Origin of the sequence: Mangrovibacillus sp. Mu-81 (genome assembly GCF_036867415.1) — a bacterium.
In the GTDB taxonomy this organism is placed as follows: domain Bacteria; phylum Bacillota; class Bacilli; order Bacillales; family Bacillaceae_B; genus Rossellomorea.
Genome location: NZ_JBAJHU010000017.1, coordinates 1 through 17,899, shown reverse-complemented (window position 1 = coordinate 17,899; position 17,899 = coordinate 1). Strand labels below are relative to the sequence as shown.

Annotated in this window: 18 protein-coding genes and 1 pseudogene; 18 read left to right on the top strand and 1 reads right to left on the bottom strand. The window is 45.2% G+C overall.

All coding sequences use genetic code 11. The features are described from left to right. Positions 1–88: 88 nt before the first annotated feature. From V6B33_RS20620 to V6B33_RS20585, 8 genes are all read left to right on the top strand, one after another. The gene (locus V6B33_RS20620; protein ID WP_334219538.1) at positions 89–829 is read left to right on the top strand and encodes a VWA domain-containing protein; all 741 of its coding nucleotides are present in this window, start codon (positions 89–91) and stop codon (positions 827–829) included. Further along, a complete protein-coding gene (locus V6B33_RS20615; RefSeq protein ID WP_334219577.1) occupies positions 798–1,790 on the top strand; it encodes a protein kinase domain-containing protein in 993 nt (330 codons plus the stop codon). Before V6B33_RS20620 ends, V6B33_RS20615 begins: the two co-directional genes overlap by 32 nt. 66 nt (positions 1,791–1,856) lie before the next feature. Continuing rightward, on the top strand, positions 1,857–3,263 hold the full coding sequence (gene tilS / locus V6B33_RS20610; RefSeq protein ID WP_334219537.1) for a tRNA lysidine(34) synthetase TilS: 1,407 nt from the start codon (positions 1,857–1,859) through the stop codon (positions 3,261–3,263). 3 nt (positions 3,264–3,266) lie between these two features. Then, on the top strand, positions 3,267–3,815 hold the full coding sequence (gene hpt, locus V6B33_RS20605; protein WP_334219536.1) for a hypoxanthine phosphoribosyltransferase: 549 nt from the start codon (positions 3,267–3,269) through the stop codon (positions 3,813–3,815). A 125-nt stretch (positions 3,816–3,940) separates the two neighbouring features. Next, on the top strand, positions 3,941–5,914 hold the full coding sequence (ftsH, locus tag V6B33_RS20600) for an ATP-dependent zinc metalloprotease FtsH (protein ID WP_334219535.1): 1,974 nt from the start codon (positions 3,941–3,943) through the stop codon (positions 5,912–5,914). A 489-nt stretch (positions 5,915–6,403) separates the two neighbouring features. Then, positions 6,404–7,174 carry a type III pantothenate kinase gene (locus V6B33_RS20595; protein WP_334219534.1) on the top strand — a complete coding sequence of 257 codons (771 nt, stop codon included), beginning with the start codon at positions 6,404–6,406 and terminating at the stop codon, positions 7,172–7,174. A gap of 13 nt (positions 7,175–7,187) precedes the next feature. Then, positions 7,188–8,069, top strand: coding sequence for an Hsp33 family molecular chaperone HslO (hslO, locus tag V6B33_RS20590; RefSeq protein ID WP_334219533.1), 882 nt, complete (start codon positions 7,188–7,190; stop codon positions 8,067–8,069). A 25-nt stretch (positions 8,070–8,094) separates the two neighbouring features. Continuing rightward, a complete protein-coding gene (locus V6B33_RS20585) occupies positions 8,095–8,997 on the top strand; it encodes a peptidyl-prolyl cis-trans isomerase (protein ID WP_334219532.1) in 903 nt (300 codons plus the stop codon). Positions 8,998–9,140: 143 nt separating this feature from the next. Here the strand turns inward: V6B33_RS20585 and V6B33_RS20580 are convergent, their stop codons facing one another. Further along, on the bottom strand, positions 9,141–9,302 hold the full coding sequence (locus tag V6B33_RS20580; protein WP_334219531.1) for a hypothetical protein: 162 nt from the start codon (positions 9,300–9,302) through the stop codon (positions 9,141–9,143). A 365-nt stretch (positions 9,303–9,667) separates the two neighbouring features. Here V6B33_RS20580 and cysK point away from each other — a divergent pair, with 365 nt between their 5' ends. The 10 genes and pseudogenes from cysK to lysS all read left to right on the top strand — a co-directional run bounded on the left by cysK (position 9,668) and on the right by lysS (position 17,587). Beyond that, a complete protein-coding gene (gene cysK / locus V6B33_RS20575; protein ID WP_334219530.1) occupies positions 9,668–10,597 on the top strand; it encodes a cysteine synthase A in 930 nt (309 codons plus the stop codon). 159 nt (positions 10,598–10,756) lie between these two features. Then, positions 10,757–10,998: pseudogene (locus V6B33_RS20570) on the top strand (hypothetical protein). Between the two features lie 5 nt (positions 10,999–11,003). After that, entirely contained in the window at positions 11,004–12,413 is a 1,410-nt protein-coding gene (gene pabB, locus V6B33_RS20565; RefSeq protein ID WP_442915574.1) for an aminodeoxychorismate synthase, component I, read from the top strand. Then, complete coding sequence (gene pabA / locus V6B33_RS20560; protein WP_334219528.1) at positions 12,410–12,997, top strand: aminodeoxychorismate/anthranilate synthase component II; 588 nt, start codon at positions 12,410–12,412, stop codon at positions 12,995–12,997. The genes pabB and pabA overlap by 4 nt, the downstream gene beginning before the upstream one ends. After that, on the top strand, positions 12,997–13,884 hold the full coding sequence (gene pabC, locus V6B33_RS20555; protein ID WP_334219527.1) for an aminodeoxychorismate lyase: 888 nt from the start codon (positions 12,997–12,999) through the stop codon (positions 13,882–13,884). Before pabA ends, pabC begins: the two co-directional genes overlap by 1 nt. Then, positions 13,868–14,701 carry a dihydropteroate synthase gene (gene folP, locus V6B33_RS20550; RefSeq protein WP_334219526.1) on the top strand — a complete coding sequence of 278 codons (834 nt, stop codon included), beginning with the start codon at positions 13,868–13,870 and terminating at the stop codon, positions 14,699–14,701. Before pabC ends, folP begins: the two co-directional genes overlap by 17 nt. Next, on the top strand, positions 14,694–15,053 hold the full coding sequence (gene folB / locus V6B33_RS20545; protein ID WP_334219525.1) for a dihydroneopterin aldolase: 360 nt from the start codon (positions 14,694–14,696) through the stop codon (positions 15,051–15,053). Before folP ends, folB begins: the two co-directional genes overlap by 8 nt. Position 15,054: 1 nt before the next feature. Continuing rightward, the gene (gene folK / locus V6B33_RS20540; protein WP_334219524.1) at positions 15,055–15,582 is read left to right on the top strand and encodes a 2-amino-4-hydroxy-6-hydroxymethyldihydropteridine diphosphokinase; all 528 of its coding nucleotides are present in this window, start codon (positions 15,055–15,057) and stop codon (positions 15,580–15,582) included. Beyond that, entirely contained in the window at positions 15,534–15,758 is a 225-nt protein-coding gene (locus V6B33_RS20535; RefSeq protein ID WP_334219523.1) for a helix-turn-helix domain-containing protein, read from the top strand. The genes folK and V6B33_RS20535 overlap by 49 nt, the downstream gene beginning before the upstream one ends. Positions 15,759–16,099: 341 nt before the next feature. Next, the gene (gene lysS, locus V6B33_RS20530) at positions 16,100–17,587 is read left to right on the top strand and encodes a lysine--tRNA ligase (RefSeq protein ID WP_334219522.1); all 1,488 of its coding nucleotides are present in this window, start codon (positions 16,100–16,102) and stop codon (positions 17,585–17,587) included. The last annotated feature ends 312 nt before the right edge of the window (positions 17,588–17,899 follow it).

The following is a 17,899-nucleotide window of genomic DNA, read 5'->3' as shown; positions in this document are numbered from 1 at the left end:
ATCCCTCTATAAAAATAGTGAAATGAAGTATAAATTTCTCCTGGTTCGGCGAAGATGATACCATCTTTTGAATTAGGAGGGGAGTCTGATGAAAACAGGTACACTTCGTCAAATTCTATTAATAACGGATGGGTGCTCGAATCAAGGGGAAGATCCAATCGCAATGGCGGCTCTTGCCAAAGAACAGGGAATCACGGTAAACGTCATAGGGGTAATGGACAATGATGTAATTGATGATAACGGAATGCAGGAAATCGAAGGGATTGCTTTATCCGGGGGCGGTGTCAGTCAGATCGTTTATGCCCAGCAGCTTTCCCAAACCGTCCAGATGGTAACGAGAAAGGCTATGACTCAGACCTTGCAAGGATTAGTGAATAATGAATTAAAGCAAATTCTCGGCAAATCCGCTTCGATGGAAGAACTTCCTCCTGATCAGCGAGGGGAAGTAATGGAAGTGGTAGATGAGTTGGGAGAGTCTGTCGACATGGAAGTGTTGATTCTTGTCGATACGTCTGCAAGCATGAAACACAAGCTCCCGACAGTCAAAGAAGCTTTGCTGGACCTGTCTTTAAGCTTGAATGCTAGAATGGGAGACAATAAATTTTCGGTATTTGTATTTCCCGGGAAACGACAAGATGTCGAAAAATTGCTGGATTGGACGCCAAAGCTCGAAACACTTACGAGCATTTTCTCTAAATTGTCTCCAGGCGGCATCACCCCAACAGGCCCGGCCATCTCAGAAGCATTGACCTATTTCAAGAAAAAACGTTCGTTAAGGGGATTGCTCTCTCGTGGCGATGATGAACAATACTTCGAAGAAACCATTTAATTTCCCTCCTGGGACTGTGATAAGAGGGAAATGGTATAAACAAATTTATACGATTGTAAAGGAGCTGGGATATGGTGCCAACGGAATCGTATATCTTGTTCAGGGAGCTGCCGGATACCTGGCATTGAAGATGAGTGACAGTAACGTCTCTATCACATCAGAAGTCAATGTATTAAAGTCGTTTTCAAAGGTCCAGGGAACACCTCTTGGACCTAAACTTCATCAGGTGGATGATTGGGAGACGAGAGGGCAGATTATACATTTTTATGTGATGGAATATATCCAGGGTGTGAATCTATTGCATTTTGTACAATCGAAAGGACCTTCATGGACCGGTGTGCTGATTGCCCAGCTTCTTTCGGACTTGGAACGGATTCATCGTGAAGGCTGGGTGTTCGGTGACCTCAAACCGGAAAATCTCATCGTCACCGGTCCCCCATACAGGATTCGCTGTATCGATGTCGGAGGAACGACCATCCAGGGCAGGGCGATCAAGGAATTCACCGAGTTTTTCGACCGCGGGTACTGGCTTGGCGGTTCCAGAAAAGCTGAACCTACTTATGATCTTTTTTCGGTGGCTATGATCTTGATCAATCTAGCATACCCCCAGCGTTTCAATAAGACGGGAACCGGGAATATACAACAATTAAGAAAGGCCGTTGCAGCAAAAGATCAATTGCACAAATTTCAGTCTGCAATCGAAAAAGCGCTGGAAGGAGACTTTCGTTCTGCAGATGAAATGAGAAATCATTTATTGCAGGGCATCTCACATGGAGGAAACACCGCGGGCGCCACAGGCCGGACAAAGAAGGCACCTTCCTCTGCTTCTGCTCCTTCTTCACAACGGAGCAGGATCCAGCAGCAAAAACGGAAGAAATCCAGTCATTTCCTTGAAACGGTTATGGTGATCATGATCGTCTCGATGCTGTATATCCTGTATATCTATGGTGAGCTCATGTAGAATGGTAGTACCTGAGCCGGGAAATTGATACAATAAGGGAAAATGAGCCGGGAAGAGGAAGAGAACATGTTAGGAAAGGCGACAAAAGAGTTCATTCAACGTCATCAATTAATAGAAGATGGAGACCGGATCGTGACAGCTGTCTCCGGTGGTCCGGATTCATTGGCACTGCTTCATTTTCTTCATGTGAATAGGAATGAATGGGGAGCCGAAGTGGTTGCTGCTCATCTCGATCATATGTTTCGGGGAGAGGAGTCTTATCAGGAGCTCCTTTTTGTTAAGCATTTTTGTGAGGAGCGGCAGATTCCCTTTTGCGGGGAGAGAATCGATGTTTCAAAAATCATGAAAGATAAAAATGGGAGCCTGCAGGAAACTGCGCGAAACGTTCGATATGATTTCCTCAAAGAAGTCATGCATACTGTCTCTGCAGACAAACTTGCATTGGGGCATCATGGGGATGATCAGATGGAAACGATTCTGATGAAACTGACGAGGGGTTCAGCCGGCAAGGCCCGTGCAGGGATCCCGTATAAGCGTGAATTTCCCCCAGGTCAGATCATCAGGCCGTTTCTTCCCGTTACGAAGGCAGAGATTGAAGACTATTGCAGGAAGCATCATCTTTCTCCCCGTTTAGATCCCAGTAATGATAAGGATCTTTATACAAGGAATCGCTTCCGGAGGACGATCATTCCTTTTTTGAAGGAAGAAAACCCGCTCGTTCATCATCAATTTCAACAATTTAGTGAAGAAATAACAGAAGATGAAGTGTTTTTAGAGGAATTAACGAGGGAAAAGTTGAATAAGGTATGGAATAATACAGAGGTTTTTTCTGCGCTCGAAATTGAAGGCTTCCTTGCAATGGCTGAGCCTTTACAAAGAAGAGGGATTAATCTAATATTAAACTATCTTTACAAACAAAGACCATCTTCTTTATCGACTATACATATTTATGGTGTATTGGGTATATTAAAGGGGAATTCACCTAATGCCAGCTTGGATTTACCTGGGGGTCTCCATGTAACAAAGGCATATCAAACCTGTTATTTTCATTTTGGGAAATTAGAGTCTGGCCAAGCCCCTTATTGTTATGAGTTAAAGGTCAATGATACCCTTACACTTCCAAACGGTTCTCAATTGGTTCTCCAAGATTCTTTATTGGATATTGACGACTGTAACGGTGACCGCGTGTACATAAATCGCGAAGACGTTGCGCTTCCGTTATTCATTCGAACGAGAAAGACCGGAGATCGATTGAAAATCAAAGGTTTAGAAGGAACAAAGAAGATTAAAACCCTATTCATTGACGAAAAAGTCCCCCGTCATTTACGTGGTGAATGGCCGGTCGTCGTCGACTCGGAGGATAAGATCCTTTGGGTTCCGGGAATGAAGAAATCAATTTACGATTTAGGGGAAGCCCGGGAAAATAGTTTAGTATTACAATTTAAAAGCAATCATCTTCTAGGAGGCAGTTGAACATTGTTAAATCAGGATATTGAAAAGGTATTGATTTCAGAGGAAGAGCTTCAGACAAAGATCAAAGGTTTAGGCGCGCAGCTTACAGAGGAATACCAGGATAAATTTCCTTTGGCAATCGGCGTATTGAAAGGAGCAATGCCTTTCATGGCTGATCTGTGCAAACGTATGGATACTCATATGGAAATGGATTTCATGGATGTTTCAAGTTACGGGAATTCCACTGTTTCTTCCGGAGAAGTGAAGATTGTGAAAGATTTGGATACCAAAGTTGAAGGCCGTGACATTCTGATCATCGAGGATATCATCGACAGCGGCTTGACGTTGAGCTACTTAGTTGAGCTGTTCCGTTACCGTAAAGCAAAGTCCATCAGCATTGTCACTCTTTTAGATAAGCCGTCAGGCCGAAAAGCCGATATCGTAGCGGATTATGTAGGGTTCATCGTCCCTGATGAATTTGTTGTTGGATATGGGCTTGATTATGCGGAAAGATACCGCAATCTGCCGTATATCGGTGTGTTGAAACCTGAAGTGTATACAACTGGGGAATAAGAGTAATCTAAAGAGGAATATTCTAATTGTTTTATTGTAAAACATCAAGCCCTATTTGTTGTAATGCCATGATTTACTATGATACTATTTTAGTTAGTTTGTTTACCCGTGGGAGGAGGTAAGGGATGAACCGGATCTTTCGTAACACCATATTCTATTTACTGGTCTTTTTAGTCATTATAGGTGTGGTGAGTTATTTTAGTAACAACGACGAACCAACCAAAAATATTGAATACAGTACTTTCATCAACCAGCTTGAAAAAGGGGATGTTGAATCATTCTCCATTCAGCCTGGTAGAGGTGTATATGAGGTAAAAGGAGAGCTAAAGGGTGCTAAAGAAGGAGAATCCTTCTTAACCTATGTCCTTACTACCGATGGCAAGTTAATGGACCAAATCAATGCTGCAGCTTCCGAGCAGGGTATTGATGTAAACGTATTACAGGCCAAAGAAACAAGCGGATGGGTATCGTTCTTTACAACGATCATTCCATTTGTGATCATTTTCATTCTGTTCTTCTTCTTACTGAACCAGGCTCAGGGCGGCGGCAGCCGTGTCATGAATTTTGGTAAAAGTAAGGCGAAGCTTTATAGCGAAGAGAAGAAGAAGGTTCGCTTTAAAGACGTAGCAGGTGCGGATGAAGAGAAACAGGAACTTGTAGAGGTTGTGGAATTCCTTAAGGATCCACGAAAATTCTCTGAAATAGGTGCACGTATTCCTAAAGGGGTGCTGTTAGTAGGACCTCCGGGAACAGGTAAAACATTACTTGCACGAGCTGCAGCAGGAGAAGCGGGAGTACCGTTCTTCTCTATCAGTGGTTCTGATTTCGTCGAAATGTTCGTCGGTGTCGGGGCATCCCGTGTTCGTGACTTATTCGAAAATGCGAAGAAAAATGCACCTTGTATCATTTTCATCGATGAAATTGATGCGGTAGGCCGTCAGCGTGGTGCAGGTCTGGGTGGAGGCCACGATGAACGTGAGCAGACGCTTAATCAGCTTCTCGTTGAAATGGATGGTTTCGGAGCAAACGAAGGGATCATCATCGTCGCGGCGACAAACCGCCCGGATATCCTTGACCCTGCACTATTGCGTCCAGGGCGTTTTGACCGCCAAATCACGGTGGACCGTCCAGATGTAATCGGCCGTGAAGCTGTACTTCAAGTACATGCCCGAAACAAACCGTTTGATGATTCAGTCGATCTGAAAGCGATCGCGATGAGAACACCAGGCTTCTCAGGAGCAGATTTAGAAAACCTTCTGAACGAGGCAGCACTTGTTGCCGCCCGTGAAGATAAGAAGAAGATTGATATGCGCGATATCGATGAAGCAACGGACCGTGTCATTGCGGGACCTGCCAAGAAGAGTCGTGTCATATCGGAGAAAGAACGTAAAATCGTCGCTTTCCATGAAGCGGGTCACACCGTTATCGGGGTAGTGCTTGATGAAGCGGATATGGTACATAAAGTAACCATCGTTCCCCGCGGGCAGGCTGGCGGATATGCCGTTATGCTTCCTAAGGAAGATCGCTACTTTATGACGAAGCCGGAGCTTCTTGATAAAATCACAGGCCTGCTTGGCGGACGTGTCGCTGAAGAAATCATCTTCGGCGAAGTATCGACGGGTGCGCATAACGACTTTCAGCGTGCCACAGGTATTGCACGTAAAATGGTCACTGAATACGGTATGAGTGATAAACTCGGACCGCTTCAATTCGGTTCCCAGCAAGGCGGTCAGGTATTCTTAGGACGGGACATCAATAGTGAACAAAACTATTCAGATGCCATCGCCCAGGATATTGACACGGAAATGCAGCGCCTGATCAAAGAAAGCTATGAACGTGCAAGAAAGATTCTTACAGAGAATCGCGACAAGCTTGAGCTCATAGCGAAAACATTACTGGACATCGAAACACTCGATGCTGCACAAATCAAGCATCTGGTCGATCACGGAACATTACCCGAACGCACGTATGAATCTGACAAAGAGACAAAAAGCGACGTAAAGGTAAACATCCAGAAGAAAAATGAAGAAAACGTAATCGAAGCAGATACAAAAGACACCACCACTGAAGACGAATCTGACAAAACAGATCGCACATAATATGAAAAAGAGGCTCACCATCTGAGGTGCAGCCTCTTTTTTTTATGATTAAATCGATGAAATTGGTTTGCTGGGGGAAATTATAAACGTGTAAAGTACGTTGTGTGTTATAGCCTGTTCCAGCTGTTGATTGGAGTGGAAGACGAAGACTCCTAACCGAAAAGCGGAAGGGCTTTGCCCAGAGGGGGGTGGCATAAGGCGAATCGGCCACGAAGGCGCACTTTGCCTTCTCGGTCGGTTTGACTTATGACATGTGCCTCTAAGCGCTGGAGCTAGACAGTTAGCCCAATTGACCGAGGAGGCTCACCAACAGCCCGCGGAAAGCGAAGTGTTCCACTGAAATTAACAGCGGGATATAAAGTGTCTATTCAATAATACAAACCTATGTGGGTTAAAGGTTGTCCACGGCTTTTGTACTTACCTATTAATAATAAGATATGGTATGATGTTGGCAGTGTGTGAAAACAAATGGCTTAGTAGGTGAGAATATTGATTTTTGTAATGGATGTAGGGAATACAAATATCGTATATGGCGTGTATGAAGGCGACCATTTAAAATATCATTGGAGATCGGAAACGAACCGTCATAAAACCGAAGATGAATTCGGTATGCTGGTGAAAAACCTGTTTCAACATGTGGATCTGAAGTTTGAAGAGATAGACGGCATCATCATTTCTTCCGTTGTGCCGCCCATCATGTTCAGTCTGGAGCGTATGTGCGAGAAATATTTTAATGTCACCCCGATTGTGGTTGGTCCAGGCATTAAAACAGGGTTGAATATCAAATATGAAAATCCTCGTGAAGTAGGAGCAGACCGGATTGTCAATGCGGTGGCAGGCATCCACGAATACGGCGGCCCGCTCATCATCGTGGACTTTGGTACGGCTACAACTTATTGCTATATAAATGAAGAAAGACAATATATGGGCGGTGCAATCGCGCCCGGGATCGGCATTTCGACAGAGGCACTCTACTCCAAGGCAGCTAAATTGCCAAGGATTGAAATCGCCAGACCAGATCATATCATAGGCAAAAACACCGTTACGGCAATGCAGGCAGGAATACTTTATGGGTACGTTGGACAAGTTGAGGGAATCGTTCAACGAATGAAAGAGCAAAGTAAAGAAGAACCGACTGTCATTGCCACAGGAGGATTGGCTGCTCTCATCTCCAAGGAATCGACCTCCATTGATGTTGTGGACCCGTTCCTTACCCTCAAAGGATTGAAATTGATTTATAAACGAAACATGAACCAGTGAAAGGAGTCTGTATATGAACGACTATTTAGTGAAAGCACTTGCGTATGACGGCCAGGTGCGTGCGTATGCTGTCAACAGCACGGAAGCCGTTGGTGAAGCGCAAAGAAGACATGATACGTGGCCAACTGCTTCAGCAGCATTGGGCCGTTCCATCAGTGCCGGTGTCATGATGGGAGCCATGCTAAAAGGAGAAAATAAATTAACGGTTAAAGTGGAAGGCGGAGGCCCGATCGGAGCGATCCTTGTGGACAGCAATGCCAAGGGTGAAGTACGGGGATATGTCACCAATCCGCATGTTCACTTTGATCTGAACGAGCATGGAAAACTTGATGTGCGCCGTGCAGTGGGAACGTCAGGGACTCTTTCCGTCGTAAAAGACATTGGCATGAGAGACCACTTCTCTGGACAGGTGCCGATTGTATCAGGTGAACTCGGAGAAGACTTCACCTATTATTTTGTGACTTCGGAGCAGGTTCCTTCCTCTGTCGGGGTCGGAGTGCTTGTGAATCCAGATCATTCGATCCTTGCAGCGGGAGGATTCATCCTTCAACTAATGCCCGGCACAGAAGATGAGACGATTACAAAAATAGAAGAACGACTATCGAAAATCCCGCCAATTTCTAAACTTATCGAAAAAGGGCTGACTCCTGAGGAAGTCCTGGAAGAAGTGCTTGGAAAAGGTGAAGTGAAAATCCTCGAGAAGATGCCTGTATCATTTAAGTGTCAATGTTCAAAAGATCGATTCGCCAACGCGATCATCAGCCTTGGCGAAAGTGAAATCCAGGACATAATCGATGAAGATCAGCAAGCAGAAGCGAAATGTCATTTCTGTAATGAGACATATGTATTCTCGGATAAAGAATTAGAAGAACTCAAAGATGAAGCAAAAAAGTAAAACTCGTTAGGGAGAATTACAATCAATGAAAATTAAACGTTTACCTTTACTGATTGCAGCAGCGTTATTGATTGTCACGAACATTGTCACCTTATTCCTCTGGTTAAAGCCTGAGGCATCCTCCAGCATGGGGGGGATAAAAGCAGGAAACGAAGTCGTTGCCACTGTAGGTGATGATTCTGTTACCAGAGAAGAATGGCTTTATTCACTCGAACAAAAATACGGTGAACAAGAGCTTAAGCAATTGATTAATCAAAAGGTCATTGAAAAAGTCGCTAAAAAGTATGACATTTCAGTTTCTGAACAAGAGATTAATCAAGAGTATGATTTAATCCGTTCTGTTTATAATTCGTTCGACGAAGAATACACAGATGATGAAGAAACAGTCAAAGCCCAGATCAAATCGGATTTATTATTGGAAGAGCTATTGACAAAAGATGTTGAAGTCGCAGAAGAAGAAATGAAAAGCTTCTATAAACAAAACGAAGAAATGTATTCAATCCCGAAAATGTACAACTTGAAACAGATTACAGTTCGTGATGAATCGCAGGCCGGTCAGGTCATAAAAGAGCTGGAAAACGGATCGAGCTTTGATGTTCTGGCAATGGAACGTTCCACTGATGTTCAAAGCGCCCACCTTGGCGGGGAGATTGGTTATATCCCTGCAGACGGGGAGCTTTTATCGCCTGATGCTGCGAAAGAACTCGATTCGTTGAAAGAAGGCGAGTGGAGTCAGCCTTTGAAATCTGGGTCTGATTACGTGATCTACCTTCTGGAAGACATCATGAAAGAAAGAAACTACAGTTATGACGATGTAGAATCACAAATTCGCCGCCAGCTTGCCATTGACCAGGTGGAGTCACCGCTTCTTCCCGAAGCCTTCTGGGAGGAAGCAGAAGTGGAATGGTTTTACGGAAGTGAACAATAAAGGGGAGACTGGCGTTCAAGCGGCCAGTCTTTTTTAATTTACATAATCGCATGAGTTTGAAGGAAACATAGAAGGGATAAAAGATGAATAGAGTAGCATAGGGAACTTATGCTTGTCGGGTCTGAGCAACCCGCCTACGCTTTTTAGTGTCCAGCTCCGGCGGGTAGACCCTCGAGGTCATAAGCCAAATCAATCAAAAAGGCAAAGACCGGCCTTTTCGCTTGATTCGTCTTATGCTTGTCGGGTCTGACCGACCCGCCTCCGCTTTTCTGAATCCAGCTCCAGGGCTTAGAGGCACATGTCACAAGCCAACCGCCTCTGAGCAAAGCCCCTCCGCTTTTTAGTGTCCAGCTCCGGCGGGTAGACCCTCGAGGTCATAAGCCAAATCAATCAAAAAGGCAAAGACCGGCCTTTTCGCTTGATTTGGCTTATGCTTGTCGGGTCTGACCAACCCGCCTCCGCTTTTCTGAATCCAGCTCCAGGGCTTAGAGGCACATGTCATAAGCCAACCCGTCCAAGAAGGCAAAGAGCGCCTTCGTGGCCGGTTCAGCTTATGCCACCCGCCTCTGAGCAAAGCCCCTTCGCTTTTTAGTTGACAAATATATTGAATATTGTTACATTTTAGTAAACAAATCCAACAAAATTACTTGGGATTAGGAGTGAGGAATGAATGGTGAGAGTTGCAAATTCCATTTCGGAATTAATTGGTCAGACTCCGATTGTGAAGCTTAATCGTTTGGTTGATGAAAATAGTGCGGATGTATATTTGAAATTGGAATATATGAATCCCGGCAGCAGTGTAAAAGACAGAATCGCGTTGGCCATGATTGAGGAAGCTGAGAAATCCGGCAATCTTAAGCCGGGAGATTCCATTGTGGAACCAACCAGCGGGAATACGGGGATAGGATTAGCGATGGTGGCGGCTGCAAAAGGATATAATGCTGTACTGGTCATGCCTGATACGATGAGTACGGAAAGGCGCAACCTTCTCCGTGCATATGGTGCTGAACTTGTATTGACCCCGGGATCCGATGGCATGGGCGGCGCAATCCGCAAATCGGAAGAGCTAGCGAATGAAAAAGGATATTTCATGCCGCAGCAGTTTAAAAATGAAGCAAATCCTAAAGTTCATCGGGAAACAACCGGTAAAGAAATCGTGGAGCAAATGGGTGACCAGCTTGATGGCTTCGTATCCGGTATTGGAACAGGTGGGACGATCACGGGTGCTGGAGAAGTTCTGAAAGAGCATTATCCATCCATCAAGTTATACGCAGTGGAACCAACCGACTCCCCGATTTTGTCCGGAGGAAAACCGGGACCCCATAAAATACAAGGGATCGGTGCGGGATTTGTCCCCGAAATCCTTGATACATCCATTTATGATGAAGTGATCCAGGTGCGCAATGAAGAGGCTTTCGATTACGCAAGGAGAGCCGCGAAAGAAGAAGGGATCCTTGGGGGCATTTCTTCAGGGGCCGCCATCTTTGCTGCATTGAAAGTGGCGAAAGAGCTTGGAAAAGGAAAGAAAGTTTTGGCTGTCATCCCGAGCAACGGCGAGCGCTACCTAAGCACTCCTCTCTATCAATTTGATGATGAATAATGAATAAAAAGATCCTGAAGCAACCTTTGCTTCGGGATCTTTTTATTTCGCTGTTTCTAGTAGATTGTTGGTATAAGTGAAGTTGCTCGATCGACATGGGAAACCTGTTCGTCCATCTTCTTTAAAGTAATGAGTTTATTTTAAAGGACCATCTAGCTGTTGATTGAAGTGGAAGATGAAGACTCCTGCGGGAAAAAAGCGAGACAGGTAAGACCCCGCAGGAGCTTTTACGACGAGGAGGCTTACTGGCCGCCCGCGGAAAGCGAATTCTTCCACGGAAATCAACAGCGGTATTAAATTGTACCCACCATCCCTCACAATCCGCATCTTCCAAACTTTCGACAGTGAAACCTTCTTCAACTTCATGTATCATGAAAATAGATAAACTAGTAGGAGTGTGAAGGAAGTGCAGCACCTATATTTTCAAAAAAACCGTGCAACGAAAGAACAATTCTTCACAGCATATGAACAGCTTAGCAAGCATCAATCACATCATGTTTTGCTGGAAAGCGGCCGGGGTGGACGATATAGTGTTGCCGGACTTCAGCCTAAAGCGGTATTGGAAAGTATGGAAGAAGGATTAAAGATTCACGATGACAAAAACACTGAAACCAGAATGGGAGACCCGCTGATCGAGCTGGAAAAATGGCTTCAGCCGTTGAAAGCGAAGAGACAGCCTGATCTTCCGGATTTTCAAGGAGGAGTCATCGGTTTTCTAAGCTATGATTACGCCAGGCGAATTGAGAAACTGCCTGTTTTGAGCAAAGATGACCTTGAGGTTCCAGAAGTGTACTTCTTTTATTTAGACGAGTGGGTCGTGTTTGACCACAGGGATGAAATGCTGTGGACGATGATCCTGACACAGGGCGAGAAGGACATGGCACATGCCCGCTTGGAAAAATGGACGTCGTTGTGGCAAGAGCATTTTGGGAAAAAGGAAGCGGAAGAGGTCGCGCTGCCTGACGAGGGTGCGGCCGACATTGGCGTCTCAATGGATGAAGAGCAATTTTCAACAGCGGTAAAAAGGATCCAGGACTATATATCACAGGGGGATGTCTTTCAAGTCAATTTATCGGTGAGGCAGTCTCAGGAACTTGGGGCTGAGCCTTTCACTGTTTATAAAAAGCTGCGCGAACTGAATCCCTCCCCTTATATGAGCTACATCCAGACCCCTGAATTCCAGATTGTTTCAGGGTCCCCCGAGCTCCTGGTGAAGAAAAAAGGGATGGAAGTGAGCACAAGGCCGATTGCCGGTACGCGTTCCCGTGGAAAGGATGCTGCAGAAGACGAAGCACTGGCACAAGAGCTCATCGATAATGAAAAAGAACGTGCTGAGCATGTCATGCTCGTGGATCTTGAACGGAATGACTTGGGGAGGGTTTGCAAGTATGGAACCGTTGAAGTCAATGAATTCATGGTCATTGAAAAGTATTCCCATGTCATGCACATCGTTTCAAATGTCCAGGGAACACTGGATGAGAACAAAACCGGAGCCGATGTCATCCGTTCTGTGTTTCCAGGCGGGACGATCACAGGCGCACCTAAAATAAGAACGATGGAGATCATTGAAGAACTCGAGCTGGTGAGGAGAGGCATTTACACTGGATCGATCGGCTGGATAGGCGTCAACGGCGATATGGAATTGAATATTGTCATCCGGACGATGTTTGTGAAAGAAAATAGAGCATATATCCAGGCGGGTGCAGGTGTCGTCATCGACTCGAATCCGAAATATGAATATAAGGAATCATTGAAGAAAGCCAAGGCACTTTGGGTGGCAAAAGCCATGGCGGAAGGAAAAGGGGAACAACGATGATACTCATGATCGATAATTATGACTCATTCACTTATAATCTTGTCCAGTTTTTGGGAGAGTTGGGCGAAGAGCTGATCGTCAGACGGAATGATGAAATCACGGTTGTGGAAATTGAAGCACTATCCCCCGATTACTTAATGATCTCCCCCGGTCCCTGCAGTCCGGATGAAGCGGGGATCAGCCTCGGTGCCATTTCGCACTTTGCCGGGAAAATACCAATCTTCGGCGTATGCCTGGGTCATCAATCGATTGCACAGGTATTCGGAGGGGACGTCATCCGTGCCGGACGGCTTATGCACGGAAAGGTATCGGACATGCACCATGACGGGAAAACGATTTTTCATGGAATGCCGAACCCTTTCGAAGCAACAAGGTATCATTCACTTATCGTAAAGCGGGAAACCCTGCCGGACTGCTTCGACATCACAGCCGAGACGTCCCAGGGGGAAATCATGGCCATCCGTCACAAGGAGCTCGCAATCGAAGGTGTGCAGTTCCACCCTGAGTCGATCATGACGCAGCAGGGTAAGATCATCTTGAAGAACTTCCTTGAGACGTATAAGAAAGCTAGGATGCCGGCATAATGTATATCTATTTGAATGGGAGCATCGTTCATCAGTCAGAAGCATCCATCTCGCCTTTTGATCATGGTTATTTATACGGGCTCGGTGTTTTTGAAACATTTCGCACGTATCACGGTCACCCATTTTTATTGGGGAATCATCTGGACAGATTAAGAAATGGCCTTGCAGCACTTAATATTAAAGCGGATATACAGGAAGAACAGATACGGCAAGTCATACGTGCGCTTTTAAGAAAAAATAAATGGGAAGATGCATACTGCCGGCTGAATGTGTCGGGGGGACCTTGCGAAATAGGGCTGCAGACAGCTCCCTACGAGAAACGGACCATCATTCTTTTTCAAAAGGAATTACCGCCGCACCGGCCGCTTCGTGAAAAAGAAGGTGTCATCCTCCAATTAAGAAGGAGCACACCCGAAGTGGAGGAGAGGTTGAAATCTCATCATTACCTCAACAATCTCGCTGCTAAAAGAGAAATCGGTCCTTCACCGGACAAAGAAGGAATCTTCCTCACAGGTGACGGTTATCTGTGCGAAGGCATCACCTCGAATATGTTCTGGATAAAGGAAGGGGAGATCCACACTCCTTCCATTGAAACGGGTTTGCTGAACGGGATTACAAGACAGTTCATTCTGGCCTTGGCACAACATCTGCAAATTCCTGTCCGTGAGGGTCTGTATCGTATAAGTGAACTGGATACGGCAAGTGAAATATTCTTTACGAATTCGGTACAAGAAATCATCCCTGTAAATCAGGTGGGAAACCGGGTGTATCCAGGCGGCAGCGGTCTATACGTCAGAAAGCTTCATGAGTATTATCAGAAGTATGTAATGTACTTATATTCCATTGAAGACATGAAAGAAGGGAACCATCATGCCACAAACGATTAAGTGCGGCAAATATGAATTGGACTACACCCGTAGAACCCTCATTATGGGGATCCTCAATGTGACACCGGATTCGTTTTCAGACGGGGGATCGTATGACTCTGTGCAGAATGCGGTGAAGCGTGCCAGGGAAATGGTCGAGGAAGGAGCGGACATCATTGATATCGGAGGCGAATCGACACGGCCTGGCCATGACCCCGTATCTGCTGAAGATGAAATAGCACGGGTGGTCCCGATCATCGAAGCCCTGGTCAAGGAAGTGGATGTACCGATTTCAATCGATACGTATAAAGCGGAGACTGCAAGAATGGCGTTGGAGGCAGGCGCCCACATCATTAATGATGTATGGGGGGCGAAGAAAGACCCGCTCATGGCCGAAGTGGCGGCAGAAAATGGAGTACCGATCATCCTTATGCATAATCGTGAGGATAAAGAGTATGAAGTGTTCATGAGGGATGCGGTACAAGATCTCCAGGAAAGTATTACCCTTGTAAAAAAAGCGGGGGTGAAGGATGAACAAATCATCCTCGATCCCGGAATCGGTTTTGCCAAAACATTCGAGCAGAACCTTGACATGATGAGGCATGTTGATGTCCTGGTATCCCTCGGTTATCCGGTTCTTTATGCCACCTCGCGAAAAAGGATCATCGGTCATGTGCTGGATCTTCCGGTTGACGAGCGGATGGAAGGAACGGGAGCGACAGTATGCTGGGGCATCCAGAAAGGGTGCCAGCTCGTGCGTGTGCATGATGTCAAAGAAATGGCACGGATGGCAAAGATGACGGATGCGTTAATGGGAAAGGAGCGGGATGATGGATAAAATCATATTGAAAGAAATGGAATTTTACGGCTATCACGGGGTATTCCCTGAAGAGAATAAACTGGGTCAGCGATTTCGTGTCAGCGTAGAGCTTCACCTTGACCTAAGGAAGCCAGGACGAAGTGACAGTCTTGAGGATTCTGTTAACTATGCGGATGTCTACTCGATATCAAAGTCAGTGGTAGAGGGTGAGCCTTTTAATCTGGTGGAAGCGGTGGCAGAAAGGATTTCCTCTGAAATACTGCGCGCATTTACGGCCGTTGAAAGCTGCAAGATTACATTAATCAAGCCTGATCCCCCGATACCCGGCCATTATCAATCGGTGGCGGTCGAGATTACAAGGAGTCGATAACATGAACAGCATCGCATACATTTCTCTCGGATCGAATATGGGGGAACGGGAGGCCTATTTGGAAAAAGCCATAAATATCCTCCATAATCATGGTAAAATAAATGTATTAAAGATATCGTCCATTTACGAAACGGAACCAGTAGGGTTCACTGAACAAGGTAAATTTTTGAATATGGTGATTGAAGTTCGTACGGATTTAAGTCCAGAAATATTGTTACAGCAATGCTTGCAGGTGGAAATTGACCTTGGGAGAAAAAGGGAGTTCAAGTGGGGGCCGAGAATAATCGACCTTGACATTTTACTTTATGATCACGAAAATATTGAATCAGAGAATCTTCTCATTCCACATCCAAGGATGCAAGAGAGGGCATTCGTTCTAATACCGCTTTTAGAGCTTGAACCGTCTCTGGGGCACCCTGTTCTCAGGACCCCGTTCATTCGCTTTCTGGACGAAATACCTGACAAAGAAGGAGTTCGGTTATGGAAACAGATAAATGGGGAAGACGCGTTCGTGCATTCAGGAAATTAAAAGGCTTCACCCAGGAAGGACTGGCAAGGGAACTAGGTATTTCCGTCTCTGTACTGGGGGAAGTGGAAAGAGGCAGCCGGATCCCGAAGGAAGACTTCTTGGTGAAGGTTGCAGGTGTGCTCGATATTTCGCTGCAGGATCTTGATCCTCAGGGTGAGTTGGAACATAGTGAATAATTCCACGTAATTGATAGATGAACATAATCACAAGGAGGAAAGATCCTTGTTACAAATCGTTTATATCAAAATGGACGACAACGGGCTTATCCTTGCCCCGATGGGAAGAACAAGAAGAGAAAAAAAAGCCAGGTAAACGCCGGGTAACCAATCTAAAAAAAGGCTGAATTCATTCGTGTGATGTGGCATGGATGGACGGCCTTTTTCGATGTTTTCTTAGACTCTTCTAAGAACCGGAACTTTAGGGGTGTTACAAATCCGGATATTGTGTAAAATAGTATGGTATATATTCGTATCAGTCTAGTAAAGCAGGAAAGCAGATAGAATAGGAGTGAAAACACATGAGTCATGAAGAAATTAACGACCAGTTTCGCGTAAGGCGCGAAAAAATGGAATCCATCCGTGAAAAAGGAATGGATCCGTTCGGTAAACGTTTTGGCCGCACACACAGCTCATCCGAAATCAAATCACAATATGATGAGTTTTCTAAAGAAGAGTTAGAAGAAAAAGAGATTACTGTAACGATCGCAGGAAGAATCATGACAAAGCGCGGGAAAGGAAAGGCTGGATTTGCCCACCTTCAGGATTTAGAAGGACAAGTCCAAATCTATGTGCGTAAAGATGCAGTAGGCGAAGAAGCATACGAGTACTTCAATACTGCAGATCTTGGAGATATCGTAGGAATTACAGGAACGGTTTTTAAAACGAAGGTTGGAGAGCTTTCTGTAAAAGCGAAAGAATTTCACCTGCTGACAAAGGCGCTTCGTCCTCTTCCTGAAAAGTTCCACGGGCTGAAAGATGTGGAACAACGCTATCGTCAGCGCTACCTTGACCTGATCACAAGCCAGGAAAGCAAGGAGACCTTCATCGCGCGCAGTCGTATCATCCAATCGATGAGAAGATACTTAGATAACAATGGGTATCTGGAAGTGGAAACACCAATGATGCATTCCATTGCAGGAGGAGCATCGGCCCGTCCGTTTACAACCCATCATAATGCGCTTGATATGCCGCTGTATATGAGAATCGCCATCGAGCTTCACTTGAAGCGTCTGATCGTGGGCGGACTTGAAAAAGTATACGAAATCGGACGTGTTTTCCGTAATGAAGGGGTCTCAACCCGTCACAACCCTGAATTCACGATGATCGAGCTTTATGAAGCATATGCAGATTACCGCGACATCATGGCGCTTACTGAAAATCTGGTCGCCCATATCGCTAAAGAAGTATTCGGTTCAACAACGGTTCCATACGGCGAGTATGAAGTGAACCTTGAGCCTGAATGGACCCGGCTTCATATGGTTGATGCCGTTAAAGAACATACCGGTGTTGACTTTTGGAAAGCGATGTCGGATGAAGAAGCACGCTCTTTAGCCAAGGAGCATGGCATTGAAATTAAAGACAATATGCAATACGGCCATGTCGTAAATGAATTCTTCGAACAAAAAGTAGAAGATAAGCTGATTCAGCCTACATTCATCTACGGCCACCCTGTGGAAATCTCTCCACTGGCGAAGAAAAATCCGGAAGATCCACGTTTCACCGATCGTTTCGAATTGTTCATCGTGGGCCGCGAGCACGCAAATGCATTCACGGAGCTTAACGATCCGATCGATCAAAGAGAACGCTTCGAAGCACAACTCAAAGAAAGAGAAGAAGGAAACGATGAAGCACATATGATGGATGACGACTTCATCGAAGCATTGGAATATGGTATGCCTCCAACAGGCGGTCTAGGTATCGGTATTGACAGACTGGTCATGCTGTTGACGAACTCACCATCCATTCGTGATGTGCTTCTGTTCCCATTAATGCGTCATCGCGACTAATATCATTTGCAAAAAAAGCAGCGGCCGATGCCAGCTGCTTTTTTGTATATATGCCTTGCAACTACTTCTGCGAAAGAAAGATAATGAAAAAATAGAAGATACCAGTTTAATCTATTCCAGAAGTGGAATAACAATAAGGAAATATATGTTTTAACTCATACTAATAAAATATAAAAAAGATGAAAAAACATGAAAAAACATCTTGCGCCATGGTTTATATGGTGGTATATTATTATCTGTTGCCGCAAAACACGGCGAACAACACAAAAAACTTTAAAAAAAGTTATTGACACTTCGGTGTTGATGCTGTAG